20 protein-coding genes and 2 pseudogenes are annotated in these 24,094 nt (G+C 69.6%); 16 read left to right on the plus strand and 6 right to left on the minus strand.

Annotated elements, in window-relative coordinates:
- Window positions 1–7: 7 nt before the first annotated feature.
- From OG289_RS40025 to OG289_RS40040, 3 genes are all read right to left on the minus strand, one after another.
- Window positions 8–526, minus strand: coding sequence for a hypothetical protein (locus OG289_RS40025; RefSeq protein ID WP_327318896.1), 519 nt, complete (start codon window positions 524–526; stop codon window positions 8–10).
- 122 nt (window positions 527–648) lie between these two features.
- A complete protein-coding gene (locus tag OG289_RS40030) occupies window positions 649–2,604 on the minus strand; it encodes an amino acid transporter (protein WP_327318897.1) in 1,956 nt (651 codons plus the stop codon).
- Between the two features lie 652 nt (window positions 2,605–3,256).
- Window positions 3,257–3,952 carry a TetR/AcrR family transcriptional regulator gene (locus OG289_RS40040; protein ID WP_327318898.1) on the minus strand — a complete coding sequence of 232 codons (696 nt, stop codon included), beginning with the start codon at window positions 3,950–3,952 and terminating at the stop codon, window positions 3,257–3,259.
- A 105-nt stretch (window positions 3,953–4,057) separates the two neighbouring features.
- Here OG289_RS40040 and OG289_RS40045 point away from each other — a divergent pair, with 105 nt between their 5' ends.
- Window positions 4,058–5,425, plus strand: coding sequence for a serine hydrolase domain-containing protein (locus OG289_RS40045; protein WP_327318899.1), 1,368 nt, complete (start codon window positions 4,058–4,060; stop codon window positions 5,423–5,425).
- A gap of 261 nt (window positions 5,426–5,686) precedes the next feature.
- Here the strand turns inward: OG289_RS40045 and OG289_RS40050 are convergent, their stop codons facing one another.
- Window positions 5,687–5,839, minus strand: a complete 153-nt coding sequence (locus tag OG289_RS40050) for a hypothetical protein (RefSeq protein WP_327318900.1) — start codon at window positions 5,837–5,839, stop codon at window positions 5,687–5,689.
- Between OG289_RS40050 and OG289_RS40055 the strand changes: the two are divergent.
- The 10 genes and pseudogenes from OG289_RS40055 to OG289_RS40100 form a co-directional block, all read left to right on the plus strand.
- Window positions 5,780–7,084: pseudogene (locus OG289_RS40055) on the plus strand (APC family permease); the annotation flags it as partial. The gene OG289_RS40050 and the pseudogene OG289_RS40055 sit on opposite strands and share 60 nt — an antisense overlap.
- A gap of 200 nt (window positions 7,085–7,284) precedes the next feature.
- Window positions 7,285–7,374 carry a K(+)-transporting ATPase subunit F gene (gene kdpF, locus OG289_RS40060; protein WP_010351568.1) on the plus strand — a complete coding sequence of 30 codons (90 nt, stop codon included), beginning with the start codon at window positions 7,285–7,287 and terminating at the stop codon, window positions 7,372–7,374.
- 8 nt (window positions 7,375–7,382) lie between these two features.
- Window positions 7,383–9,047, plus strand: a complete 1,665-nt coding sequence (gene kdpA / locus OG289_RS40065; RefSeq protein ID WP_327318901.1) for a potassium-transporting ATPase subunit KdpA — start codon at window positions 7,383–7,385, stop codon at window positions 9,045–9,047.
- Window positions 9,044–11,176: a potassium-transporting ATPase subunit KdpB gene (gene kdpB / locus OG289_RS40070; protein ID WP_327318902.1), complete on the plus strand. Its 2,133-nt coding sequence runs from the start codon at window positions 9,044–9,046 to the stop codon at window positions 11,174–11,176. Before kdpA ends, kdpB begins: the two co-directional genes overlap by 4 nt.
- A 6-nt stretch (window positions 11,177–11,182) precedes the next feature.
- Window positions 11,183–11,851 (plus strand): potassium-transporting ATPase subunit C, encoded by a 669-nt coding sequence (locus OG289_RS40075; RefSeq protein ID WP_327318903.1) that lies wholly within the window; start codon window positions 11,183–11,185, stop codon window positions 11,849–11,851.
- A 116-nt stretch (window positions 11,852–11,967) separates the two neighbouring features.
- On the plus strand, window positions 11,968–12,651 hold the full coding sequence (locus OG289_RS40080; RefSeq protein WP_327318904.1) for a response regulator: 684 nt from the start codon (window positions 11,968–11,970) through the stop codon (window positions 12,649–12,651).
- Between the two features lie 2 nt (window positions 12,652–12,653).
- Window positions 12,654–15,200, plus strand: coding sequence for a sensor histidine kinase KdpD (locus OG289_RS40085; protein WP_327318905.1), 2,547 nt, complete (start codon window positions 12,654–12,656; stop codon window positions 15,198–15,200).
- Window positions 15,201–15,659: 459 nt separating this feature from the next.
- Window positions 15,660–16,356, plus strand: a pseudogene (locus OG289_RS40090) (CorA family divalent cation transporter).
- Window positions 16,357–16,433: 77 nt separating this feature from the next.
- Window positions 16,434–16,769 (plus strand): ArsR/SmtB family transcription factor, encoded by a 336-nt coding sequence (locus OG289_RS40095; protein ID WP_327318906.1) that lies wholly within the window; start codon window positions 16,434–16,436, stop codon window positions 16,767–16,769.
- Window positions 16,769–17,482 (plus strand): cation transporter, encoded by a 714-nt coding sequence (locus OG289_RS40100; RefSeq protein WP_327318907.1) that lies wholly within the window; start codon window positions 16,769–16,771, stop codon window positions 17,480–17,482. The genes OG289_RS40095 and OG289_RS40100 overlap by 1 nt, the downstream gene beginning before the upstream one ends.
- A gap of 150 nt (window positions 17,483–17,632) precedes the next feature.
- On the opposite strand, the gene OG289_RS40105 is transcribed toward OG289_RS40100, so the two are convergent.
- A complete protein-coding gene (locus OG289_RS40105; RefSeq protein ID WP_327318908.1) occupies window positions 17,633–18,655 on the minus strand; it encodes a DNA-directed RNA polymerase subunit alpha in 1,023 nt (340 codons plus the stop codon).
- A 532-nt stretch (window positions 18,656–19,187) separates the two neighbouring features.
- Between OG289_RS40105 and OG289_RS40110 the strand changes: the two genes are divergently transcribed.
- From OG289_RS40110 to OG289_RS40125, 4 genes are read left to right on the plus strand one after another with little or no spacing between them, the layout of a single operon-like run.
- Window positions 19,188–20,186 carry an IS110 family transposase gene (locus OG289_RS40110; protein WP_327320950.1) on the plus strand — a complete coding sequence of 333 codons (999 nt, stop codon included), beginning with the start codon at window positions 19,188–19,190 and terminating at the stop codon, window positions 20,184–20,186.
- A gap of 3 nt (window positions 20,187–20,189) precedes the next feature.
- On the plus strand, window positions 20,190–21,500 hold the full coding sequence (gene pcaDC, locus OG289_RS40115) for a bifunctional 3-oxoadipate enol-lactonase/4-carboxymuconolactone decarboxylase PcaDC (RefSeq protein WP_327318909.1): 1,311 nt from the start codon (window positions 20,190–20,192) through the stop codon (window positions 21,498–21,500).
- A gap of 46 nt (window positions 21,501–21,546) precedes the next feature.
- Window positions 21,547–22,182: an MBL fold metallo-hydrolase gene (locus tag OG289_RS40120; protein WP_327320951.1), complete on the plus strand. Its 636-nt coding sequence runs from the start codon at window positions 21,547–21,549 to the stop codon at window positions 22,180–22,182.
- Window positions 22,183–22,212: 30 nt separating this feature from the next.
- Window positions 22,213–22,992, plus strand: coding sequence for an exodeoxyribonuclease III (locus tag OG289_RS40125; RefSeq protein WP_327318910.1), 780 nt, complete (start codon window positions 22,213–22,215; stop codon window positions 22,990–22,992).
- Between the two features lie 70 nt (window positions 22,993–23,062).
- On the opposite strand, the gene OG289_RS40130 is transcribed toward OG289_RS40125, so the two are convergent.
- The gene (locus tag OG289_RS40130; protein WP_327318911.1) at window positions 23,063–23,227 is read right to left on the minus strand and encodes a hypothetical protein; all 165 of its coding nucleotides are present in this window, start codon (window positions 23,225–23,227) and stop codon (window positions 23,063–23,065) included.
- Window positions 23,228–23,570: 343 nt separating this feature from the next.
- Between OG289_RS40130 and OG289_RS40135 the strand changes: the two genes are divergently transcribed.
- Complete coding sequence (locus OG289_RS40135; protein ID WP_327318912.1) at window positions 23,571–23,990, plus strand: DUF6278 family protein; 420 nt, start codon at window positions 23,571–23,573, stop codon at window positions 23,988–23,990.
- Window positions 23,991–24,094: the final 104 nt, after the last annotated feature.

The following is a 24,094-nucleotide window of genomic DNA, read 5'->3' on the forward strand; positions in this document are numbered from 1 at the left end:
TCTCTGATCAGGAGAGACCGGACGCTCTCAGAACCGCTCGGGTGGTCTCGTCGTCGATCCGGTGGCCGAGCCGGTCCAAGATGTCCGCGCCCTGGCGAAGCGTGCCGCGTTCGACGGAGCGGTGGACGCCGGTGTCGAGCTCGTGCCAGATCAACGGATTGGCGGCGAGGACGCGGGGGTCGAGTTCCAGGCGACCGCCGTGGGTGTCGCACAGGACCAGGTGCACGCAGACGGTGCCGTACTGCCGTACGGCCACCAGCGCGTCGGTACGCACGACGTGCCTGCGCCAGGGGGTGCGTACCGCCAGCCAGCCGGGGCCCGCGGTCACCCGGGGCGGGAGCAGGACGGCGAGGACGGTGGCGGACAAGGTCAGCCACAGCAGGGCTCGGGGGAGCGTCAGGGTGCCGGCGTCCCAGTCCAAGAGCAGGGAGAGGGCCCAGAACACCAGGGCGCAGGTCGCCGCCAGTCGGGCGCTGCCGCGCCAGTGGCGGTCGCCGGCCGGTGCCCACCGGTCCATCCGTGTCATGACGCTGACGCTAGGCGGCTGTGCGGGCCCTGGCGGCTGTCGCTGACGGGGTCCTGACGCCGTGCGGGCGAATCCTGACGGGTTCCTGACGGCGACGTCAGATCCAGCCGGTGATGCGTGATTCAGCCGGTGTGGACCCGGGGGCGGCGGGGCCGGTCCGGTTCCGCCTCGCGCAGGACCTCTCGGGTGACCGGGGCTACCTCGCCCTGGCCGAAGAGGAAGAAGCGCAGGAAGTTGGCGAAGGGGCTGCCCTCGGTCCACTCGAAGTAGATGTGCGGGGTGCAGCCGGTGGTGTCGCGGACGTGAAGGAGGAGGGCGGCGATGGCGTTGGGGACGGAGGAGGACTCCAGGGTCAGTACGCGGTAACGGTTGTGCAGGACCTCGCCGCGGACGGTCAGGCTCGCCTCGAACTCGGAGGGGTCGGTCACCGTCACCTCGACGAAGACGAAGTCCTCCTGCTCCGGCATGTCGTTGTCGGTGCGGATCTGCTCGATCTTGTCGCGGTATTCGGCCTTGTCGCGGGCGTCGGGCTCGTTGGCGATGAAGCGGATCTTTCGGCTGGCCATGTCCCGGATGAATCGTTCCGCCAGGTCGTCGAGCGTCACGCTCGTCACGCGGAGCTCGAAGGCTCGGGCCAGCCGGGAGAGCAGGGAGACCAGGATGATGCCCGCGATGAAGCAGGTGCCGATCTTCACACCGTCGGGGCGCTCGATGACGTTCAGAACGGTGGTGTAGAGGAACACCGCCGAGATGACCGCGAACGCGATGGTCCAGTTGCGCTGGCCGGCCTTGTGGGCGGCGATGGTCACGGCGATCGCCGCCGAGCTGATGAGCACCAGCACGCCGGTGGCGTAGGCGCCGCCCTGGGCGTCGACGTCGGCGTCGAAGATCCAGGTGACGAGGAAGCCGATGAGGGTGAAGACGATGACCATCGGGCGGACGGCGCGGGCCCAGTGCGGGGCCATGCCGTAGCGGGGCAGGTAGCGGGGCATCAGGTTGAGCAGGCCGGCCATGGCCGAGGCGCCCGCGAACCACAGGATGGCGATCGTGGAGACGTCGTAGACCGTGCCGAAGGCGCTGCCCAGGTATTCGTGGGCGAGGTAGGCGAGGGCGCGGCCGTTGGCCTGGCCGCCGGACTCGAACTCCTTCTCCGGGATGAGGAGGGTGGTGATGAAGCTGGTGGTGATGAGGAAGACGCTCATGATGAGGGCGGCGGCCGTCAGCAGTCTCTTGGTGTCGCGGATGCGGCCCCGGGGGTGCTCCTCCGTGTCGCCTTCGTCGCCCCTCACGTGCGGCATGACGGCGACGCCGGTCTCGAAGCCGGACAGGCCGAGCGCGAGCTTGGGGAAGACCAGCAGCGCCACGCCGACCATGGCGAAGACGTTGCCGTGCTCGGCGGTCAGCGCGCTGGACCAGTCGGTGATCACGTGTCCGGCGGTGGCGACGTGCCACACGCCGACGATGACCACCACGACGTTCAGCGCGAGGTAAATGCCCACCAGGACGACCGCGACGCCGATGGCCTCCAGGAAGCCCTTGAGGAACACCGCGCCGAGCAGGGCGACCAGGATCAGGGTGATCAGCAGCTGCTTGTCGTGCAGGGCGCTTTCCAGGTGAGGGTTCTCGACCAGGTGGGTCGAGGCGTCCGCCGCCGAGAGGGTGATGGTGATCAGGAAGTCGGTGGCGGCGAAGCCCAGCAGGGTCAGCACGAACAGCTTGCCCTTCCAGAAGGACAGCAGCCGCTCCAGCATCGCGATCGAGCCCTCGCCGTGCGGGCTCTCCTCGGCGACGCGCCGGTAGACCGGCAAAGCGCCGGCCAGGGTGACTATGACGAGCACGATGGTCGCGACCGGCGACAGCAGACCGGCCGCCAGGGCCGCGATGCCCGGCTGGTAGCCGAGGGTGGAGAAGTAGTCCACGCCGGTCAGACACATCACGCGCCACCAGCGCTGGCCCTTGTGCGGGGGTTCCGGCTGGGCGTGCGGTCCCGTGTGGCCGCCCTGCTTGCCCATGTCGGACAGGCCCTCGAGCATCCACGTCCGCAGACGGCTCGGCGGCGGGTGTTCGGTGGTGGCCATCGGCGGTGCTCTCCAACTGTGCGGCTCGGTCTCGGGTTCCGGCCATCACGCGGACGGCGGCACCAGCGTATGCAGAGCGTGACGCAGGGGCTCATGGATGGGGCACGCAGCGGCGTCAAGCTTGCGTTAAGACCGACTGCGGAAGAGGTTGTGGCACGTCAAGGTGTGGACGTTTCGGTCACATGGAACGGGTTGGGCCGTATGGGGGGCGGTCAGGGGATCAGTGGTGGGCACCCAGCGTCATCTCGTACGCCGGCTCCTGGCCGCCCTGCATGGATGTGATGCGCACGTGGGGGACGCCGGCGTCCGGAGCAGTTGGCGGACCATGCCTTGAGTGGGCCGCCGGTGTGGCGCCGCCACGGGTCTCGTAGGGTTTGCCGGGGGCAGGCGCCGACGCGAGCAAGGCGACTGGCACGCGGCCGCCCGACGTCACCTGTTCAACCGCATGATCGGCCGGCTTGACCACTGCCTTCAGGCAGGCGCACTGTTCGACGGGCACATCGCCTCACCCTCCGCCCGGTCCGCGGCAGCTTGACGCCTTGGGATCGTGAGATGTCTCAGTGGGCGGGAGACCGTCCCCGCAGCTCAAGCCTGGCGGCGAGGACTTCGCCATCTGGACGGCCGCCACCCGCCCACCAGCTCGGCCAGCCCTTCACCCGCTCCGGCCAGCGCGGTCGGCGGTGAGGCGGGCCTCGAAGCCGTCGAGGACGGACTGAAGGCCGAATGCGAAGGTGTGGTCCGGCGCTGAGGCGTAGTCCTTGGCGGCCGTGGTGTCGAGGCGTTCGCGGAGTCGCGGAAATTGCATGGCGGTCTCGGTGGCGCGTGTCATGGCGTCGGCCATCAGTTGCTCGGCGTCCGCGCTGTTCTTGCTCAGCCGACGGTTCAGCGAGACCTGTGCGGCAGGACCGAGCGCGCTGCCGAGCACGAAGGTGAACACGGTGGCGGCCGCCCGGTCCGCGTCGGCGGCGGCGAAGCCTGCCTTTTCGTAGATGGCGAGGCTGAGGTCGTTGTGCCGGGCCTGGCCGGGTCCGTGCAGGAGGTGGCTGCCGAATGCCTGGACGAGCCAGGGGTGCCGGGTGAGCATCGCATGCATGGCGCCAGCATGGGCGGCGGCGGCCGTGCGCCAGTCGGTGGCGGCGAGATCGGGCGCCTCGACCTCGTGCCAGATCGCGTCGCCGGCGAGTCGGACGAGATCGTCCTTGGTCTTGATGTGCCAGTAGACGGCCGTGGCGGCCGAGCCGAGCCGTTTGGCCAGGCTCCGCATGTTGAGGCCGTCCAGTCCCTCTTCGTCGAGCAGCTCGATGGCCGCACGGACGATCCGATCTGCGGTCAGTGTGTCTCGCGGCATGGCGACCACACTACTTGTACTTAGTTCACGTCAGGTCTTGTACTTAGTTCGAGTGCGGGTCTACGCTCCCTCTCGTACTTAGTTCAGGTGCCTGATGGGGGAGTCATGTCGCAGCACAAGCTGTCGGAGTACGTCAAGGCGCAAGCCACGGATCTGGGCGTTCCTGGTGTCGCCGTCGGGGTGCTCCTGGACGGCCAGGAGATCTACGCCGCGCACGGTGTGACGAGTCTCAGCAATCCGCTGCCGGTCGACGAGAAGACGCTGTTCCCTCTGGCGTCGGTGTCCAAGACCTTCACGGCGACCGCGCTGATGCGCCTGGTCGCCGAGGGAAAGGTGGACCTGGAAGCGCCGGTGCGGCGCTACGTGCCCGAGCTGCAGCTCGCCGACGAGCAGGCCGCGGCGCAGATCACCGTCCTGAACCTGCTCAACCACACCGCCGGCCTGGACTGGAACCTGATCGACGACGGCGAGGGCGACCGCTCCCTGGCCGGGCTGGTGGCGAAGCTTCCCCGGCTGCCGCTGATCGCCCCGCCCGGGGCCCGCGCCTCATACAGCCAGGCCGGATACAACCTGGCCGGGCGGATCGTCGAGAAGGTCACGGGCCTGCCCTTCGAGCAGGCCATGGCCTCGCTGGTCCTGGAGCCGGTGGGCCTACCAGACACCGTGTACGGACTGGCGGAGGTGATGGTCCGCAAGTTCGCCGTGGGCTACAACCGCGGCGACGACGGCGAACTGCGCCCCGCCCGGCCCTGGGGAGCGTTCAAGGAAGGGGCGCGCGGCGACAACCCCGGCGGCGGCCTCGCCTCCTCTGTGAGTGATCTGCTGCGCTGGGCGCAGTTCCAACTCGGCGACGGCGAGGGTGTTCTGCCCGCTGCAGAACTGCACCGTATGCGGGAGCGGACGATCGAGCTGCGCGCCAGCACGCTTGGCGACGGCTTCGGCATCTGCTGGTTCCTGCACGACCTGGACGGCCTCCACGGCATCGGCCACGGCGGCTCGGGCAACGGCCAGTTCGCCGAGCTGCTCCTCGTGCCCGAGCGCAACTTCGCGGTGGTCTCCCTGGCCAACGCCGGCCCGGACGGCTACCCCCTCAACCAGTCCGTCGTGCGGTGGGCACTCGAGCACTATCTGGGCGTCGTCGAGAAGACGGCAGAGCCGCTCCCGTACGACGAGGGCCGGGCCCAACAGGTCATCGGCCGCTATGAGATCGACGCCATGAACCTCGACATCGCCACCGATGGCGCCCGTCTCACCCTGGCGGTCGGCATCAAGCCGGAGATCCGCGAGGCATCGGACGAGGAAATGCCCCCGGACCACCCGGCCGCGGACATCGGCTTCCTTCCCGGCGACGGCGACGAGTACATCGTCACTGAAGGCGGCCTCAAGGGGCAGCGCGGCTACTTCTCCCGCGACGTCAACGGCGCGGTCACAGGCGTCGACCTCGCCGGTCGGCTCTTCCACCGTGCCTCGTAAGCATCCTGATCCACCGCAGACAGGGGTGGTCCCGAGCGACCGCCCCTTTCGGCACCCCGAACCGACGACAGTCGGTGCAGGGACACGACCCGTCTCCGCCACAACGTTGGGGCGCTCTCGTTTCCGGCGCTCGGCCGTCGGGAACGCTGATCGGCAGCGCGCTTTCTCCCGGCCGGCCTCATCGGCATGATGCAGGGCCAGCTCGCCAGCTCGCCGTTCCGCTGCACCCCGCTGGATTCCGTGGTGCCTCGCCGGCACAGTTCAGGCGTCCGCCAGCCGGGCCTCCTCCAGGTCGAGGGAGCGCTGGAGCCGTCTGCGCGTCGTGTCGCTGATGGCGTGCGCTCGTCGTAGAGGCTGATCGGCGTCGGGCTGTTCCGGTCCGCCCCCGTCAGTACGGCCACGGCGGACGGTCACGCGTCGGTGCCGGCCGACAACGCGACCACGGTGGGCGCCCTGCTCCTGCTGAAAGCTTTCGCCTCCGGGTGCAGTGCCCTGACCGGCGTCGAGGCCATCGCCAATGCCGTGCCCTCCTTCCGGGTGCCGCGCGCCAAGCGCGCCCAGCACGCGGAGGTCGCCCTCGGCGCAGTCTTCGGCCTGATGCTGATCGGCCTGTCGGTGCTGATCTCCGGCTTCCATCTCCAGCCGGTCGAGGGCGTCACCGTCCTCGCCCAGCTCGCGGACGCCTCCCTCGGCCACAACTGGGCTTTCTGTGTCATCCAGTTCGCCACTGTGATCCTGCTGGCCCTGTCCGCGAACACGTCGTTCGGCGAGCTGCCGGTGCTGCTGAAGCTGCTGGCCCGCGACAACTACCTGCCGCACGTGTTCGCGCTGAAGGCCGACCGGCAGGTCCACCGGCACGGTGTGCTGGCCCTGGCCGTGGTCTCGGCGGCACTGCTGGTGTTCTCCGGAGGTGATACCAACACCCTGGTGCCGTTCGCGATCGGCGTCTTCGTCGGCTTCACCATTGCCCAGATCGGCATGGTGAGGCACTGGCGTCAGGAGCGAGGGCGGGGCTGGCGGGGCAAGGCTCTGCTGAATGGCTTCGGCGCGCTGCTGACCGGCGTCTCCACGGTCGTCGTCACCGCGAGCGAGTTCGACGAGGGCGCCTGGCTGGTCGTGGTGACCCTGCCGCTGCTGGTGGCGGCCTTCGTCGCCGTGCACCGCGCCTACGTCTGCATCGGGGAGCGCCTGGGCCTGGGCAGTATCCCCGAGCCCCCTCATCGCGAGCGTTCGCTGGTGATCGTGCCGGTGTCGTCCCTCTCCCGCCTGACGTCCGTGGCGCTGACCGCGGCGGCCTCCCTGGGCGACGAGGTGCACGCGGTCACCGTCTGCTACCCCGACCCCGAGGACCGGGCCCAGCTGCACGCGCTGGAGCGCTCCTGGGCGGAGTGGGACCTTGGGGTGCCGTTGATCCGTCTGACCTGCGAAAGCCGCAGCCTGGGCCGTCCCATCGCCGCGTACCTGCGCAAGCTCTCCACGTCGGAACCGGCCACCCAGGTCACCGTCCTGATCCCGGAGACCGAGCCGGAGCGGCTGTGGCAGCGGCTGCTGCAGAACCAGCGGGGCGCTGTTGTCGCCCACGCCGTGCGCAGGGAGACCGACGCGGTCATCTGCCGGCTGCGCTTCCGGCTGCTGTGCCCCTCGCCTCCGGCGGCGTAAGAGTCCCGTCAAAGGTGCGGGGGCCGCCGTAAGAGAGGCGTCAACGGCGGCCGAATCCGGCCAGAGAGGCGGTTTCCTCTAATCGTCTGTTCCACCCGAACCTCACTCCAGGAGTTCGCGATGGCCGATCTGGCCTTCGTCGTCACCACAGTCGCGGTCTTCGCGCTGGTGGCTCTCGTCGCCAAGGGGGTGACGAAGCTGTGACCGTCGAAAACGTAGTCGGACTGATCGTGGCCGTCGCCCTGCTGGGCTATCTCGTCCTCGCCCTGATCTTCCCCGAGAGGTTCTGAGACACAGCATGGGTCCCGTACTCGCCGGTGTGCTCCAGCTGCTCGCGCTCATAGCGGCGCTGGCGCTCGCCTACGTCCCCCTCGGCAACTACATGGCCAGGGTCTACTCCTCCGACAAGCACTGGCGCGTCGAGAAGTGGATCTACAAGGGCATCGGTGCCAACCCGAACACCGAGATGCGCTGGCCGGCCTACCTGCGTGGCGTTCTCGCCTTCTCGGCCGTGAGCGTCGTCTTCCTCTACCTGCTCCAGCGGCTCCAGGGCCACATGCCCGGCTCGCTCGGTTTCAAGGCGATCGACCCGGACCAGGCGTTCAACACGGCCGCGTCGTTCGTCACGAACACCAATTGGCAGTCGTACTACGGCGAGCAGGCCATGGGCCACGTCGTGCAGACTGCCGGGCTCGCGGTACAGAACTTCGTGTCGGCCGCGGTCGGTATCGCCGTGGCGGTGGCGCTGGTGCGCGGATTCGCCCGCTCCCGCACCGGTGAACTCGGCAACTTCTGGTCGGACCTGGTGCGCGGTGTGACCCGCATCCTGCTGCCGCTCTCCGTCGTCGCCGCGATCGTCCTGGTCGCCTGCGGTGCCATCCAGAACTTCTCCGGCATCCACGAGGTCGGCCAGTTCATGGGCGGCAACCAGCAGTTCAACGGCGGGGCGGTCGCCTCGCAGGAGGCCATCAAGGAGCTGGGTACCAACGGCGGCGGCTACTTCAACGCCAACTCCGCCCACCCCTTCGAGAACCCGACGCCCTTCACCAACCTCTTCGAGATCTTCCTGCTGCTGGTCATCCCGTTCGCGCTGACCCGCACCTTCGGTGTCATGGTCGGCTCGGTGAAGCAGGGATACGCGATCCTCGCGACCATGGCGACCATCTGGGTCGGCTTCGTCGCCCTGATGATGTGGACCGAGTTCGCCCACCACGGCCCGGCGTTGCAGCTGGCGGGCGGGGCGATGGAGGGCAAGGAGGTCCGCTTCGGCGTCGGCTCGTCGTCCATCTTCGCAGTGTCGACCACGCTCACCTCGACCGGTGCGGTGGACTCCTTCCACTCCTCCTTCACCGGCCTGGGCGGCGGGATCACCATGCTGGGCATGATGCTGGGCGAGATCGCGCCCGGCGGTACCGGATCCGGCCTCTACGGCATGCTGATCATGGCGGTCATCGCCGTCTTCATCGCCGGCCTGATGGTCGGCCGCACCCCCGAGTACCTGGGCAAGAAGATCAGCACCCGCGAGATCAAGCTCGCCGCCTGCTACATCCTGATCACCCCGGCCCTGGTCCTGGTCTTCACGGCCGCGGCGATGGCGCTGACCACCCCCGGCAACTCGATGACCAACAGCGGCGCGCACGGGTTCTCCGAGATCCTCTACGCCTACACGTCCGCCTCCAACAACAACGGCTCGGCGTTCGCCGGTCTGAACGCGGACACCCAGTGGTTCAACAGCACCCTGGGCCTGGCGATGATCCTGGGCCGCTTCCTGCCGATGGTGTTCGTGCTGGCGTTGGCCGGCTCGCTCGCCGAGCAGAAGCCGATCCCGGTGACCGCGGGCACCCTGCGCACCGAGAAGCCCCTGTTCACCGGCCTGCTGGTCGGCGCGATCCTGATCATCACCGGTCTGACCTACTTCCCGGCCCTGGCGCTGGGGCCGCTCGCCGAGGGGCTGGCGTCATGACGACCGACGTAACGAAGCAAGAGGACCCGATGTCCACAGCCACCCCGACCCGGGCACCCCACCAGGATGTCCCGACCGGTCACAAGGAGAGCCGTGTCGGCGCGGGTCTGTTCGACCCGAAGCAGCTGCTGAAGTCGCTGCCGGACGCGGTTCGCAAGCTCGACCCGCGGGTGATGGTCAAGTCGCCCGTGATGTTCGTGGTGTGGATCGGCTCGGCGCTGACCACGGTCTTCTCGTTCAAGGACCCGGGCGACTGGTTCGGCTGGACCATCAGCGCCTGGCTGTGGCTGACCGTGGTCTTCGCCAACCTGGCCGAAGCGGTGGCCGAGGGCCGAGGCAAGGCGCAGGCCGACACCCTGCGCAAGGCCAAGACCGACACCGTGGCCCGCCGACTCCTCAAGGACGGCAAGGGCGAGGAGCAGGTGTCCGGCACTGACCTGAAGATCGGTGACCTGGTGGTGTGCGAGGCCGGCGACGTCATCCCGGGTGACGGCGACGTCGTCGAGGGCGTCGCGTCCGTCGACGAGTCGGCGATCACCGGTGAGTCGGCACCCGTCATCCGGGAGTCCGGCGGCGACCGCTCGGCCGTCACCGGCGGCACGAAGGTCCTCTCCGACCGCATCGTCATCAAGATCACGACGAAGCCGGGCGAGACCTTCATCGACCGGATGATCAACCTGGTCGAGGGCGCGGCCCGGCAGAAGACGCCGAACGAGATCGCCCTCAACATCCTGCTCGCCTCGCTGACCATCGTCTTCCTGCTGGCGGTGGCGACCCTGCCCCCGTTCGCGGACTACGCCGGCACCCATCTGACGATGGTCGTACTGGTGGCGCTGCTGGTCTGCCTCATCCCGACCACGATCGGCGCGCTCCTGTCCGCGATCGGTATCGCGGGCATGGACCGCCTGGTCCAGCGCAACGTGCTCGCCATGTCCGGCCGCGCGGTCGAGGCCGCCGGTGACGTCTCCACCCTGCTGCTCGACAAGACCGGCACCATCACGCTCGGCAACCGACAGGCGTCGGAGTTCGTGCCGGTGACCGGGACGACGGAGGCCGAGGTCGCCGACGCCGCGCAACTGTCGTCGCTGGCCGACGAGACGCCCGAGGGCCGCTCCATCGTCGTCCTGGCGAAGGAGAAGTACGGCCTGCGCGAGCGCCGTCAGGGCGAGCTGGCCGGTGCCGAGTGGATCGCCTTCACCGCCCAGACCCGGATGTCGGGTGTGGACGTGGACGGACGCAGGATCCGCAAGGGGGCGGCCGGTTCGGTCATCACCTGGGTCAAGGAGCAGGGGGGCACCGTCTCCAAGGACGCCGATACGCTCGCCGACCGCATCTCGGAGGCCGGCGGCACCCCGCTGCTCGTGGCCGTCGAGGACGACAAGGGCGCCCGGGTGCTGGGTGTCATCCACCTCAAGGACGTCGTCAAGGAGGGCATGCGGGAGCGGTTCGACGAGCTGCGCCGCATGGGCATCAAGACCGTCATGATCACCGGCGACAACCCTCTGACGGCGAAGGCCATCGCGGAAGAGGCGGGCGTCGACGACTTCCTCGCGGAGGCCACCCCCGAGGACAAGATGGCGCTCATCAAGCGGGAGCAGGCGGGCGGCAAGCTCGTCGCGATGACCGGCGACGGCACCAACGACGCACCGGCCCTAGCGCAGGCGGACGTGGGCGTCGCGATGAACACGGGTACGTCGGCCGCCAAGGAGGCCGGCAACATGGTCGACCTCGACTCCAACCCGACCAAGCTCATCGAGATCGTCGAGATCGGCAAGCAACTCCTCATCACCCGGGGTGCGTTGACGACCTTCTCCATCGCCAACGACGTCGCCAAGTACTTCGCGATCATCCCGGCGCTGTTCGCGGCCGTATACCCGGGCCTGGACAGGCTCAACATCATGGGCCTGGACTCGCCGGACTCCGCGATCCTGTCCGCGGTGATCTTCAACGCGCTGATCATCATCGCGCTGGTGCCGCTGTCCCTGAAGGGCGTGCAGTACCGGCCGGTCAGCGCGGACAAGATGCTGCGGCGCAACCTGACGATCTACGGCATCGGCGGCCTGATCGCCCCCTTCATCGGCATCAAGCTCATCGACCTGCTCATCTCCCTCATCCCCGGGATCGGTTGATCCATCATGAACAACTCAGTGACCAACACCGTCCGGTTGCTCTGGGCGGGCCTGCGCGCCCTCCTCGTGCTGACCCTGGTGACCGGCGTCATCTACCCGCTGGTGGTGACCGGCATCGCCCAGGGTCTGTTCAGTGACCAGGCCAACGGCTCCGAGACCAAGGCGGACGGCAAGGTCGTCGGCTCGTCCCTCATCGGCCAGGCGTACAACCTGCCGCTGAAGAAGGGTCAGGAGACCCCGGAGCCCGACCTGAAGTGGTTCCAGGGCCGCCCGGCCAACGGCCTCGGCAGCAACAGCGTCAACACCCAGTACAAGCTGATCCTGTCCGGCGCCACCAACCGGTCCGCCGACAACAAGGACCTGATCGCCTGGGTGACGGCCGCCAAGGCCGCCGTCGTCAAGGACAACTCGGTGGCCGGATACACGGTGAAGCCGTCCGAGGTGCCCGCCGACGCGGTGACGTCCTCCGGATCCGGCCTGGACCCGGACATCTCCCCGCAGTACGCGGACATCCAGGTCCATCGGGTCGCCGAGAAGAACGGCCTGTCGGTCGCCCAGGTGCAGAAGCTGGTCGACGACCACACCGACGGCCGCATCCTCGGCTTCATCGGAGAGCCCCGGGTGAACGTCCTCGAACTCAACGTCGCACTCAAGGACCTCGCGGCGAAGAGCTGATGGCGTTACGCGACCCACGGGGGAGTCGGCGGTCCGCGAGTGACCCGGGTCCGCCGACTCCCGCCGTCATGAAGCCGGTACGGCCCGACGACGTACGACAGGAAAGGCGCACGCCCATGACGCGAGTGCTGGTGGTGGAGGACGACCCGCAGCTCGTACGGGCCCTCATCATCAATCTCCAGGCACGCCGGTACGGGGTCGACGCGGCCCCCGACGGCACCACCGCGCTCCGGCTCGCGGCTGCCCGCCAGCCGGACGTGGTGATGCTCGACCTCGGGCTGCCCGACATGGACGGCGTCGACGTCATCAAGGGCCTGCGCGGCTGGAGCCGCGTACCCATCCTGGTGCTGTCCGCCCGGCAGGCGTCCGACGAGAAGGTCGCCGCCCTCGACGCGGGCGCCGACGACTACATCACCAAGCCGTTCAGCATGGAAGAGCTGCTCGCCCGGCTGCGGGCCGCCGTCCGCCGCACCGAGGAGGTACCGCTCGCGCCGGGGACGAGGCTCGTCGAGACGGCCGACTTCACCATCGACCTGCTGGCCAAGAGGGCCGTACGGGGCGATCGCGACGTACGCCTCACACCGACGGAATGGCACCTGCTGGAGATCCTGGTCACCAGCCCGGGACGGCTGATCACACAGAAGCACCTGCTCCAGGAGGTCTGGGGCGTCTCCCAGAGCAACAAGACCAACTACCTGCGGGTCTACATGGCCCAGCTGCGGCGCAAACTGGAGACGGACCCTTCCCACCCCCGCTATCTCATCACCGAGCCCGGCATGGGCTACCGCTTCGAAGGGTGAACATGGCACGCGGCAAGCTCCGGATCTACCTCGGTGCGGCCCCCGGCGTCGGCAAGACCTACGCCATGCTGTCCGAGGCGCACCGCCGCGTGGAGCGGGGCACCGACTGCGTGGTCGCCTTCGTCGAGCACCACCACCGGCCGCGCACCGAGGTGATGCTGCACGGCCTGGAGCAGACCCCGCGCAGAGAACTGGCCTACCGGGACAGCACGTTCACGGAGATGGACGTGGACGCGGTCCTCGCGCGCCGCCCCGAAGTGGTGCTGGTGGACGAACTCGCCCACACCAACATCCCCGGCTCACGCAACGAGAAGCGCTGGCAGGACGTGGAGGAACTGCTGGCCGCCGGGATCGACGTCGTCTCCACGGTGAACATCCAGCACCTGGAGTCGCTCGGGGACGTCGTGGAGTCGATCACGGGCGTACGGCAGCGGGAGACCGTGCCGGACGAGGTCGTACGGCGGGCCGACCAGATCGAGCTGGTCGACATGTCCCCGCAGGCGCTGCGCCGTCGTATGGCGCACGGCAACGTCTACAAGCCGGACAAGGTCGACGCGGCCCTGTCCAACTACTTCCGGCCCGGCAACCTGACCGCCCTGCGCGAGCTGGCGCTGCTGTGGGTGGCCGACCGGGTCGACGCCTACCTGACCGAGTACCGCAGCGAGCACCGCGTCTCCGCCATCTGGGGCTCGCGCGAGCGGATCGTCGTCGGGCTCACCGGGGGCCCCGAGGGCCGGACGCTCATCCGTCGCGCGGCCCGGCTGGCGGAGAAGGGGGCAGGCGGCGAGGTGCTCGCCGTCTACATATCCCGCAGCGACGGCCTGACCGCGGCCTCCCCGAAGGAGCTGGCCGTCCAGCGCACCCTCGTCGAGGACCTCGGCGGCACCTTCCACCACGTCGTCGGCGACGACATACCCCTCGCGCTGCTCGACTTCTCGCGCGGGGTCAACGCCACCCAGATCGTGCTGGGCGTCTCCCGCCGCAAGGGCTGGCAGTACGTTTTCGGACCGGGCGTCGGCGCCACGGTCGCCCGCGACTCCGGGCCCGACCTCGACGTCCACCTCATCACCCACGACGAGGCCGGCAAGGGGCGGGGACTCCCGGTCGCCCGGAGCGCCCGCCTCGGCCGATCCCGCCTGATCTGGGGCTGGCTGGCCGGCCTCGGCGGCCCCGTCCTGCTGACCTGGCTGCTGCGCAGCGTGTCCCCCAACGTGGGGCTCGCCAACGACATGCTGCTGTTCCTGGCCATGACGGTGGCGGCGGCCCTGCTGGGCGGCCTCTTCCCCGCCCTGGCCTCGGCGGCGGCCGGTTCGCTCCTGCTGAACTGGTACTTCACCCCGCCCGTCCACACCCTGACCATCGCCGACCCGAAGAACATCGTCGCCATCGCGATCTTCGTCGGGGTCGCCGTGTCCGTCGCCTCGGTCGTGGACCTGGCCGCCCGCCGCACCCACCAGGCGGCGCGGCTGCGCGCCGAGTCGGAGATCCTCTCCTTCCTGGCCGGCAACGTCCTGCGCGGCGAGACCACCCTGGAGGCGCTCCTCGAACGCGTCCGCGAGACCTTCGGCATGGAGTCGGTGGCGCTGCTGGAGCGCGAGAGTGACGTGGCGCCCTGGACCTGCGCCGGGAGCGTGGGCCCGCAGCCCTGCGCCGTCCCCGACGACGCGGACGTCGACGTACCGGTCGGCGACCACATGGCGCTGGCCCTGACGGGACGCGTGCTGCCGGCCGAGGACCGGCGCGTCCTCGCGGCCTTCGCCGCGCAGGCCGTCGTCGTCCTGGACCGCCGGAGGTTGCAGGAGGAGGCGGACCGGGCGCGGGCGCTGGCCGAGGGCAACCGCATCCGCACCGCGCTGCTGGCCGCCGTCAGCCATGACCTGCGTACCCCGCTCGCCGGGATCAAGGCGGCGGTCACGTCCCTGCGCTCGGACGACGTCGAGTGGTCGGAGCAGGACCGGGCGGACCTGCTGGAAGCCATCGAGGAGGGCGCCGACCGGCTGGACCACCTCGTCGGCAACCTCCTCGACATGTCTCGCCTGCAGACCGGCATGGTCACCGCGATCATCCGCGAGACGGATCTCGACGAGGTGATCCCGATGGCGCTCGGCGGCGTCCCCGAGGACAGTGTCGACATGGACGTGCCGGAGACCCTGCCGATGGTCGACGTCGACCGGGGCCTCCTGGAGCGGTCCGTGGCCAACGTGGTCGAGAACGCCGTCAAGTACAGCCCTGCGGACACACGGGTACTGGTGAAGGCGAGCGCCATCGCCGACCGCGTCGAGGTCCGGGTCGTGGACCGCGGCCCGGGCGTCCCGGACGAGGCCAAGGACCGCATCTTCGAACCCTTCCAGCGCTACGGCGACTCACCGCGCGGCAACGGGGTCGGCCTCGGCCTGGCGGTCGCCCGCGGCTTCACCGAGGCCATCGGCGGCACCCTGCACGCCGAGGACACACCGGGCGGCGGCCTCACCATGGTGCTGAGCCTGCCGAGGACAGTGAGCCACCCCGCGACACCGGAACCGGACCTGCCAGCGGCGGCCACGTCCTGAGTACAGACGCGTGAAGAGGAGCTTTTCGAGCACTCGGGGATCCGTCGCATCGGCGAGTGCCTGCCCGTTCGAGCACGACCACACAGATGCCCTGGCTAGCCGGGGCGGACCCGACCATGCCGCCCCATCCCGCAGCCGTTCGCCCTGCGCCTCAAGCACTCCGCGGCAGTGATGCTCCTTACGGAGGCCCACCCCGGCGGTCGTCGACCAGTACCTCGACGTCGTCACCGCCCTGGAGGCCGATGCCGACCAGGTGGACAACCTTTTCCCAGATGCCGGACAGGACGTCGGCCGTCTACCAGCTCAAGTGCGAACTCGTCGAGCTCCGGCGCACCCCTTGCCCAGCCGCTGTCTACCTGGTCTTCCGCAGGAAGCGGTGGCTCTGGCGTCCGCCTTACGACTGTTTGACACACTGTCCGGACCCGGGGGCCAGTGGATCCGGGTGAACGAGGATGACGCATGTCGATGGTCGGCAACCTGCGCAAAGTCGCGAGTCTGGCGCGGCGCAGCCGACGCCGCGTGGACCTCAGCCACCCGGCCCGCTCCCCGCTCGGCTCGACGGTCGTCAACTGCGTCGTCTACCGCGACGGGGTCCGCCAGCCGCCAACCGACTCCGTGGAGGAAGCCGTCCGGAACGTCCGCAGGCACCGGGGGGGCTTCGTGTGGCTGGGCCTGCACGAACCCAGCGAGGAGGAGTTCGCCGGAGTCGGGGAGCTCTTCGGCCTGCACCCGCTCGCAGTCGAGGACGCCGTCCACGCCCACCAGCGCCCCAAGGTCGAGCAGTACGGCGACATCCTGTTCGCCGTCTTCAAGACCGTCACCTACGTCGAACAAGGAGATACAGGCGTACTTCAGGGACGTCGCCGACCACCTCACCCGCGTCACCGAACAGATCACCGCCTTCGACGTCCTGCTCGACTCCATCCTCCAGGCCCACCTCGCGCAGGTGACCGTCGCTCAGAACAAGGACATGCGCAAGATCACCGCATGGGCCGCCATCATCGCCGTCCCCACCATGGTGTGCGGCGTCTACGGCATGAACTTCGACCACATGCCCGAACTGCGCTGGCGCTTCGGCTACCTCCTCGTCCTCGCCGTCATCGCCACCGCATCCTTCGTCATCCACCGAGGCTTCAAACGCAACGGCTGGCTCTAGTCCACCATCACCGGACCACCGAAGCCCAGCACGGTCCAAGTTTTCCTGAATTCAGGAATTCCTGTACTGTCGTGGGTGTGCTGACTGTTGCCTCCGACATCGACGTCCTGGCCCGGTTCGGGCGCGCACTCGCCGACCCGATCCGCTGCCGCATCCTGCTCGCCCTGCGCGAGACCCCGGCCTACCCTGCGGACCTCGCCGAAGCACTCGGCGTCTCCCGTACCCGGCTGTCCAACCACCTCGCCTGCCTGCGTGACTGCGGCCTGGTCGTCACTGTGCCCGACGGCCGCCGCACCCGCTACGAACTGGCCGACGAACGTCTCGGCCACGCGCTCGACGACCTGCGCACCGCTGTGGTCGCTGTCGAGACTGACCGCACCTGCTTGGATGCCGACGCAAAGGGGTGCTGCTGATGACCGCGATATCCCTCGGCCCCGCCCCGGCCCGACGCGACGCGCTCGCCCGCCGGATACGCCTGTTGGTCACCGCGACCATCACCTACAACGTCATCGAGGCGGTCGTCGCCCTCACCGCCGGAACCCTCGCCTCCTCCACCGCCCTGATCGGCTTCGGCCTCGACTCGATCATCGAGGTCACCTCAGCCGCCGCGGTCGCCTGGCAGTTCTCCGCCCGAGAGCACGCCGTACGCGAGGCCCGCGAGAAAACCACGCTGCGCATCATCGCGCTGTCGTTCTTCGCCCTGGCCGCCTACGTCACCGCCGACGCCGTCCGCGCACTGGCAGGCACCAGCGAGGCCGAACGCTCCCTCCCCGGCATCGTGCTCGCCGCACTGTCCCTCGCGGTCATGCCGTTCCTGTCCGCCGCCCAGCGCCGCGCGGGCCGCGAACTGGGCTCCGCCAGCGCGGTCGCCGACTCCAAGCAGACCCTGCTGTGCACCTACCTCTCCGCCGTGCTCCTGATCGGACTGGTCCTCAACGCCACCCTCGGCTGGTCCTGGGCCGACCCCGTCGCCGCCCTCGTCATCGCGGCCGTCGCGGTCAAGGAAGGCCGCGACGCCTGGCAGGGCAAGGGCTGCTGCGCCCCGTCCGCCGCAACGGTTTCGGCTGCCGACGCCGGGGCGGACGACGCATGCGGCTGCCGACCTGGCTGTGACTGCTGCACCTGACCAGGGCTTCGGCGAGCATGACTGGGCCCGGGTCGAAGTCCCGCCCCTGGCGCCGGCCCGACCGTCGGCACTGGGGCATCGCGTGGCGCAGTATCAGCCGGTCCGAGGCCCGCACACCACGCTGTCTCCATGACCGGCGCAGCGCAGCGTTCAGTATTGCTCGGTCTCCACGAAACCCGTGTCCCTGTCGTTGTTCGCGCCGAAGGCGTCGGCAGCGGCGGTGGGGTCGAATCCGGGCGGGCTGTCCTTCAGGCCCAGACCCAGGCCGGCCAGCTTCGCCTTGACCTCGTCGATGGACTTCGCACCGAAGTTACGGATGTCCATAAGGTCGGCCTCGGAGCGCGCCAGGAGCTCGCCCACGGAGTGGACGCCCTCGCGCTTGAGGCAGTTGTACGAGCGGACGGTGAGCTCGAGCTCCTCGATCGGCAGCGCCAGATCGGCGGCGAGGGCGGCGTCCGTGGGGGACGGGCCCATGTCGATGCCCTCGGCGTCGATGTTGAGCTCACGGGCGAGACCGAACAGCTCGACCAGGGTCTTGCCGGCGGAGGCCATGGCGTCACGCGGACGCATGGCCTGCTTGGTCTCGACGTCGACGATCAGCTTGTCGAAGTCGGTGCGCTGCTCGACACGGGTCGCCTCGACCTTGTACGTGACCTTGAGAACCGGGGAGTAGATCGAGTCGACCGGGATACGGCCGATCTCCTGGCCCACCTGCTTGTTCTGCACGGCGGAGACGTAGCCTCGACCGCGCTCGACCGTCAGCTCCATCTCCAGCTTGCCCTTGCCGTTGAGCGTGGCGAGGACGAGGTCGGGGTTGTGCACCTCGACACCGGCCGGGGGCGCGATGTCGGCGGCGGTGACCAGACCCGGACCCTGCTTGCGCAGGTACATCACGACCGGCTCGTCCTGCTCGCTGCTCACGACCAGCTGCTTGATGTTGAGGATCAGGTCGGTGACGTCCTCCTTGACGCCCGGCACGGTGGTGAACTCGTGCAGAACCCCGTCGATGCGGATGGACGTGACCGCCGCACCCGGGATCGAGGACAGAAGCGTACGACGCAGGGAGTTGCCGAGGGTGTAGCCGAAGCCCGGCTCCAGCGGCTCGATGACGAACCGGGAGCGGAACTCGTCGACGACCTCTTCGGTCAACGAGGGACGCTGAGCGATCAGCACGAGGTATTGCCTCCAGTGGTTTGGCGCCCGCTATGGACGCCGTAGACACCACGAAGGGTACGTGCGATACGTGCGATACGGCCGCCGCAGAGGCCGAACCGCCCGACTCCAACCCAGCGAGGCTCCTCTCCGCCGCCGCCCGCACCCCCTGCTTCCGCTTTGCCTGCGTTTGGTGCTCGGGCGCGCAGGACGGTCAGGCAGGCATGCGTGGCCATGGCCGGGTGATGTCGTGATCATGGCGTTGGCCGGAGCAGTGGGCAGGGGTGGCGTGCACCGCTCACGGTGCTGTGCTTGGTCGATGCGTCCAGGTGCAGAACCCCCTGTCGCCTCCAGCGCCGCAGCCGACGCGATCAACCGGTGCATCGGCTTGGGCCGCCCGGCCCGGGACGGCCCGTGAGAGCGCGGGGCCGTTGCGGACTTGACCTTCCAGTCGACTCGAAGGTTTACGTTCGAGACATGAGCACTCTGCGGATCTCCCAGCCGGCCGAACGCTCCGGCGTTCCGGCGTCCACGCTGCGGTTCCAGTCAGGTACTGGGCACCAAGGCCTTTCCGGCCACGGCGGCCGGTTACCGTCGGCTGCAAGTCTGGGCCCGCAAGCTGGGGGCGGTGCGCCGGGCGGGTGTAGAGGGCACCGGCACCTTCGGAGCCGGCCTGTCCCGCTACCTGATGGCGCAGCACATCCAGGTGTACGAAGTGAACCGGCCCGACCGCACGGCCCGCCGTATGCTCGGAAAGTCGGACCCGCTCGATGCGCAGGCTGCGGCGCGGGCTGTGCTCGGCGGTCGCGCCCGGGCCCGGGCCAAAACCGACGACGGTCCGGTGCACAGCGCCCGGCTGTTCAAACTCGCCAAGGACTCCGCGGTCAAGGCCCGCACCCAGGCGATCAACCAGCTCAAGGCCGTCCTGGTCATAGCCGACCCCGCTCTGCGGGAACGATTGTCCGGTCTGGGCAACCGCGAGCTGTTCCGCACCTGCGCGCGCCTCGGCCTGCACGACGGCGGGGGCGACGAGGACGCGGTGGCCGAGGCCACCCATAGGACCCTGAGCATGCTCGCCGAGCGCATAGAACAGCTCACCGGGCAGATCGACGAGCTGAAGCAGCGCCTGACTCGGCTCGTCGAACGCCACGCCCCACAGCTGCTGACACCGGTGGGCATCGGACCGGACAGCGCGGTCACCTTGCTGATCACCATGGGAGACAACCGGGACCGGCTCAGCACCGAGGCGTCCTTCGCCGCTCTGTGCGGAGTCAGCCCCATCGAGTACTCCTCCGGCCGGCGCAGCGCGCGCCGGCTCAACCACGGTGGCGACCGGCAGGCCAACGCGGCCCTGCACCGCATTGTGTTCACCCGGCTGCGCTTCGATCCCCGCACCCAGGCGTACTACGAACGCCGCATCCAGGAGGGCAAGACCCGCCGTGAGATCATCCGATGCCTCAAGCGATATGCCGCCCGAGAAGTCTTCAACCTGGTCAGGGCGGTATCCGTCGCCCCCATCATAGGGGCGTCCGTGATACGTGAGAGGGTCTGAGACGTGAGTGAGACACCGTCGAACACCCTGCAATACCGCTTTGACGGGCCAGAAGAGGCTCCCGTCCTGATCTTGGGTCCCTCCCTGGGTACCACATGGCACATGTGGGACCGTCAGGTTCCCGAGCTGGCCCAGCAATGGCGGGTGTTCCGGTTCGATCTGCCCGGCCACGGCGGCGCCCCGGCCTACCCGGCGGGTTCGGTCTCCGACCTCGCCGCGCGCCTCCTCGCCACGCTCGACGCGCTCGGGGTGCAGCGCTTCGGCTACGCGGGCTGCGCGTTCGGCGGCGCGGTCGGCGTGGAGCTGGCCCTGCGGCACCCGGAACGTGTCGCCTCACTCGCGCTGATCGCGGCCTCGCCGCGGTTCGGCACGGCCGACGAGTTCCGCCAGCGAGGCGTGATAGTCCGCACGAACGGCCTCGACCCCATCGCCCGCACCTCCCCCGACCGCTGGTTCACCAGCGGCTTCGCGGCCGCGCAGCCCGCGATCACCGAGTGGGCCGTGCAGATGGTGCGCACCACCGACCCCGGCTGCTACATCGCGGCCTGCGAGGCGCTCGCCGCGTTCGACGTACGGGCCGAGATCGGTCTCGTCGGCGTGCCGACGCTGGTCCTCGTCGGCTCGGACGACCAGGTCACCGGCCCCGCCGAGGCGCGCACCCTGGTGGCCGGCATCCCGGACGCCCGCCTGGCCGTCGTACCGGGCGCCTCGCACCTGGTCCCGGTGGAGCAGCCCGCCGCCGTCACCGACCTGCTGGTGCGCCACTTCTCCACCGCCTGGCAGCCCGCCTACGACTCCGGCACCGGGCAGACGGCCGTCCCGGGCATCCCGGTCAGAGCCGTCCCGACCGCGTCGCAGCAGCCTCCGCAGCCCGTGGCCATCGCGGAGATCGCGCCCGCCCCCGTGGTCGAACCGGCGCAGGTCATGGGCCGCCCCGATCCGTACGACGCCGGTCTGAAGGTGCGCCGGGAGGTCCTCGGCGACGCCCACGTCGACCGGGCGCTGTCGCAGGCCGACGAGTTCTCGGGGGACTTCCAGGAGTTCATCACCCGCTACGCCTGGGGCGAGATCTGGGACCGCCCGGGCCTCGACCGGCGCTCCCGCTCCTGTGTCACGCTCACCGCGCTGGTCGCCGGCGGTCATCTGGAGGAGCTCGCCTTCCACACCCGCGCCGCCCTGCGCAACGGCCTCACCCCGGACGAGATCAAGGAAGTGCTGCTCCAGGCGGCCGTCTACTGCGGCGTACCGGCGGCGAACAGCGCGTTCAGGGTGGCGCAGCAGGTCATCCGGGAGGAGACCACCCCCACCGAGTGAGCCCGTCCGTCGGCGTGGAGGCAGGATGGATGCCATGACGACGGATCTGAGGCTCACGAAGAAGTCGCACGCGTGCGTGCGCCTGGAGAAGGACGGGCGCACGCTCGTCCTCGACCCGGGCGGGTTCAGCGAGGAGGACGCGGCTCTCGGCGCGGACGCCATCCTGGTCACGCACGAGCACCCCGACCACTTCAACGAGGAGCGGCTGCGGGCGGCCATGGAGGCGAACCCGGCGGCCGGGATCTGGACCCTGAAGTCGGTCGCCGAGAAGATCTCCGCAGCCTTCCCCGGCCGTGTCCACACCGTCGGCCACGGCGACACGTTCTCCGCCGCGGGCTTCGACGTCCAGGTCCACGGCGAGCTGCACGCCGTCATCCACCCGGACATCCCGCGCATCACCAACGTCGGCTACCTGATCGACGGCGGGCGCGTCTTCCACCCCGGCGACGCCCTCACCGTCCCCGACCAGGCCGTCGAGACGCTGATGCTTCCGGTGATGGCGCCCTGGAGCAAGATCTCCGAGGTCATCGACTACGTCCGCGAGGTGAAGCCGCAGCGCGCCTACGACATCCACGACGCCCTCCTCACCGACCTCGCCCGCCCGATCTACGACAACCAGATCGGCTCCCTCGGCGGCTCGCGGCACCTGCGGCTGGCGCCCGGGGAGACCACACTCCTGTGACTGTCGGACCCGCCGGGTAGGTTGTGAGACATGCGCATCGCGACCTGGAACGTGAACTCGATCACCGCCCGCCTGCCTAGGCTCCTGGCCTGGCTGGAGAGCAGCGGCACCGACGTGCTCTGCCTCCAGGAGGCCAAGGTCGCCGAGGAGCAGTTCCCGCTCGACCAGCTGCGCGAACTGGGCTACGAGGCGGCCGTGCACGCCACAGGCCGGTGGAACGGCGTGGCGGTGATCTCCCGCGTAGGCCTGGAGGACGTCGTCAAGGGCCTGCCCGGCGACCCGGGCTACGACGGCGCGCCGGAGCCCCGCGCCGTCTCCGCGACCTGCGGCCCGGTCCGCGTCTGGTCGGTGTACGTGCCCAACGGCCGCGAGGTCGACCACCCGCACTACGCCTACAAGCTCCAGTGGTTCGAGGCCCTCAAGGTTGCCGTCGCGGGCGACGCGGCGGGCAGCCGGCCCTTCGCGGTGATGGGCGACTACAACGTGGCGCCGACCGACGACGACGTCTACGACGTGGCCGCCTTCGAGGGCCTCACCCACGTCACCCCGGCCGAGCGCGCCGCCCTGGCGTCCCTGCGCGAGGCCGGCCTGTCGGACGTCGTCCCGCGCCCCCTGAAGTACGAGCACCCCTTCACGTACTGGGACTACCGTCAGCTCTGCTTCCCCAAGAACCGCGGCATGCGCATCGACCTGGTGTACGGCAACGAGCCGTTCGCCAAGGCGGTCAAGGACTCCTACGTCGACCGCGAGGAACGCAGGGGCAAGGGCGCCTCGGACCACGCGCCGGTCGTCGTCGACCTGGACGTGTGACTCCCGAAGCCTTCGTTGTCGTACGCGGTCCGGCGCGCCGGGCGGGGCGGTGAGGGACGGCCAGGGACGGTCACGCCGTAGGGGAGCGGGTGTGCCGGCGTGCGTAACCGTGCCCGGGCTGCCCGCCGCCCGCCTCCGTGCCGCCCGTGGTCGTGACCAGGTAGGCGAGGGCGCCCCCCCGGCCGACGGGGGCCAGGTTCCGCGCTGCGGAGAGCCCCCGCACCGGCCAGGTCACTGAGCGCAGGGTGGTCGTACAGCGTCTCCAACGGCAACGGCAACGGCAACGGCAACGGCAACGGCAACGGCAACGGCAACGGCACGCCGCCTGCGCGGGCCGTGCCGGGCTGAGCAGCGGCAGGATCGGAGCGACAACCGCGGTGAGGCCCCGGACACCCCGGCGCACCCGCCGGCTCCTCCCGCGCCCCGGCCGGCCGCCGGCGCCTCGCGAGGCCGGAGAGCCGGGGCCCGCCGGCCGACGCGCCGGGCGGGTCGAGGCCGGGAAACCGACGGTAAGCGCGTACCGACGTATGCCAGCGCGCCTGTGGTGCGCACGCCGGTGCGAATGTCACGCTGGGCTTATGAACATCCCTTTCCTGGGCAACAGGAGCAAGAAGTACCGTTCGGCGGTGCTGGCCGAGGACCCCGAGGGGATTGCCGAACTCCTCTCCGAATGCGAGCTGTTGCGTTCCCACGCGGCCCGGGACGGGATCCGACTCGACGACACCGCCGCCTCGTTGGAGGCACTGGACCAGCTCCCGCCACGCTGGCGCGACGACGAGGAGAGCCTGCCCTGGTTCGGTCATGACGCCGGCCTCTACCTGGGGACGGTCGTCGTGCGCACCGTGCCCGGGGCCGCCTGGGCGATCCGGCCCGGCGGCGAACCGGTCGTCCGGCTGGAGTCGGGCCGGGAGGTCGACGTGGTCACGGCCGGACGCGAGTGGGCCGCGAGCGGCACTCCCGAACTGTCCCAGCTGTACGCGGAGGTGGCCGAGAACTGACGTCCGGGCGTAAATACGGCTAATGACCGAAAAGTGCGTGTCGTGCCTTAAGTTGAGTCTTATGTGGATAGTTTGCGGCAACCACGACACAGCTGAGAGTGAGT

The sequence above is a fragment of the Streptomyces sp. NBC_01235 genome (genome assembly GCF_035989285.1).
Taxonomy (GTDB): Bacteria; Actinomycetota; Actinomycetes; order Streptomycetales; family Streptomycetaceae; genus Streptomyces.

Excerpts from the sequence above, each read along its gene's own strand:
- OG289_RS40045 (WP_327318899.1), top strand. The coding sequence starts at position 4,058 with ATGTCGCAGCACAAGCTGTCGGAGTACGTCAAGGCGCAAGCCACGGAT.
- OG289_RS40125 (WP_327318910.1), top strand. The coding sequence starts at position 22,213 with ATGCGCATCGCGACCTGGAACGTGAACTCGATCACCGCCCGCCTGCCT.
- OG289_RS40025 (WP_327318896.1), bottom strand. The coding sequence starts at position 526 with ATGACACGGATGGACCGGTGGGCACCGGCCGGCGACCGCCACTGGCGC.
- OG289_RS40030 (WP_327318897.1), bottom strand. The coding sequence starts at position 2,604 with ATGGCCACCACCGAACACCCGCCGCCGAGCCGTCTGCGGACGTGGATG.
- OG289_RS40040 (WP_327318898.1), bottom strand. The coding sequence starts at position 3,952 with ATGCCGCGAGACACACTGACCGCAGATCGGATCGTCCGTGCGGCCATC.
- OG289_RS40085 (WP_327318905.1), top strand. The coding sequence starts at position 12,654 with ATGGCACGCGGCAAGCTCCGGATCTACCTCGGTGCGGCCCCCGGCGTC.
- kdpA (WP_327318901.1), top strand. The coding sequence starts at position 7,383 with ATGGGTCCCGTACTCGCCGGTGTGCTCCAGCTGCTCGCGCTCATAGCG.
- OG289_RS40135 (WP_327318912.1), top strand. The coding sequence starts at position 23,571 with ATGAACATCCCTTTCCTGGGCAACAGGAGCAAGAAGTACCGTTCGGCG.
- kdpB (WP_327318902.1), top strand. The coding sequence starts at position 9,044 with ATGACGACCGACGTAACGAAGCAAGAGGACCCGATGTCCACAGCCACC.
- OG289_RS40075 (WP_327318903.1), top strand. The coding sequence starts at position 11,183 with ATGAACAACTCAGTGACCAACACCGTCCGGTTGCTCTGGGCGGGCCTG.
- OG289_RS40100 (WP_327318907.1), top strand. The coding sequence starts at position 16,769 with ATGACCGCGATATCCCTCGGCCCCGCCCCGGCCCGACGCGACGCGCTC.
- OG289_RS40080 (WP_327318904.1), top strand. The coding sequence starts at position 11,968 with ATGACGCGAGTGCTGGTGGTGGAGGACGACCCGCAGCTCGTACGGGCC.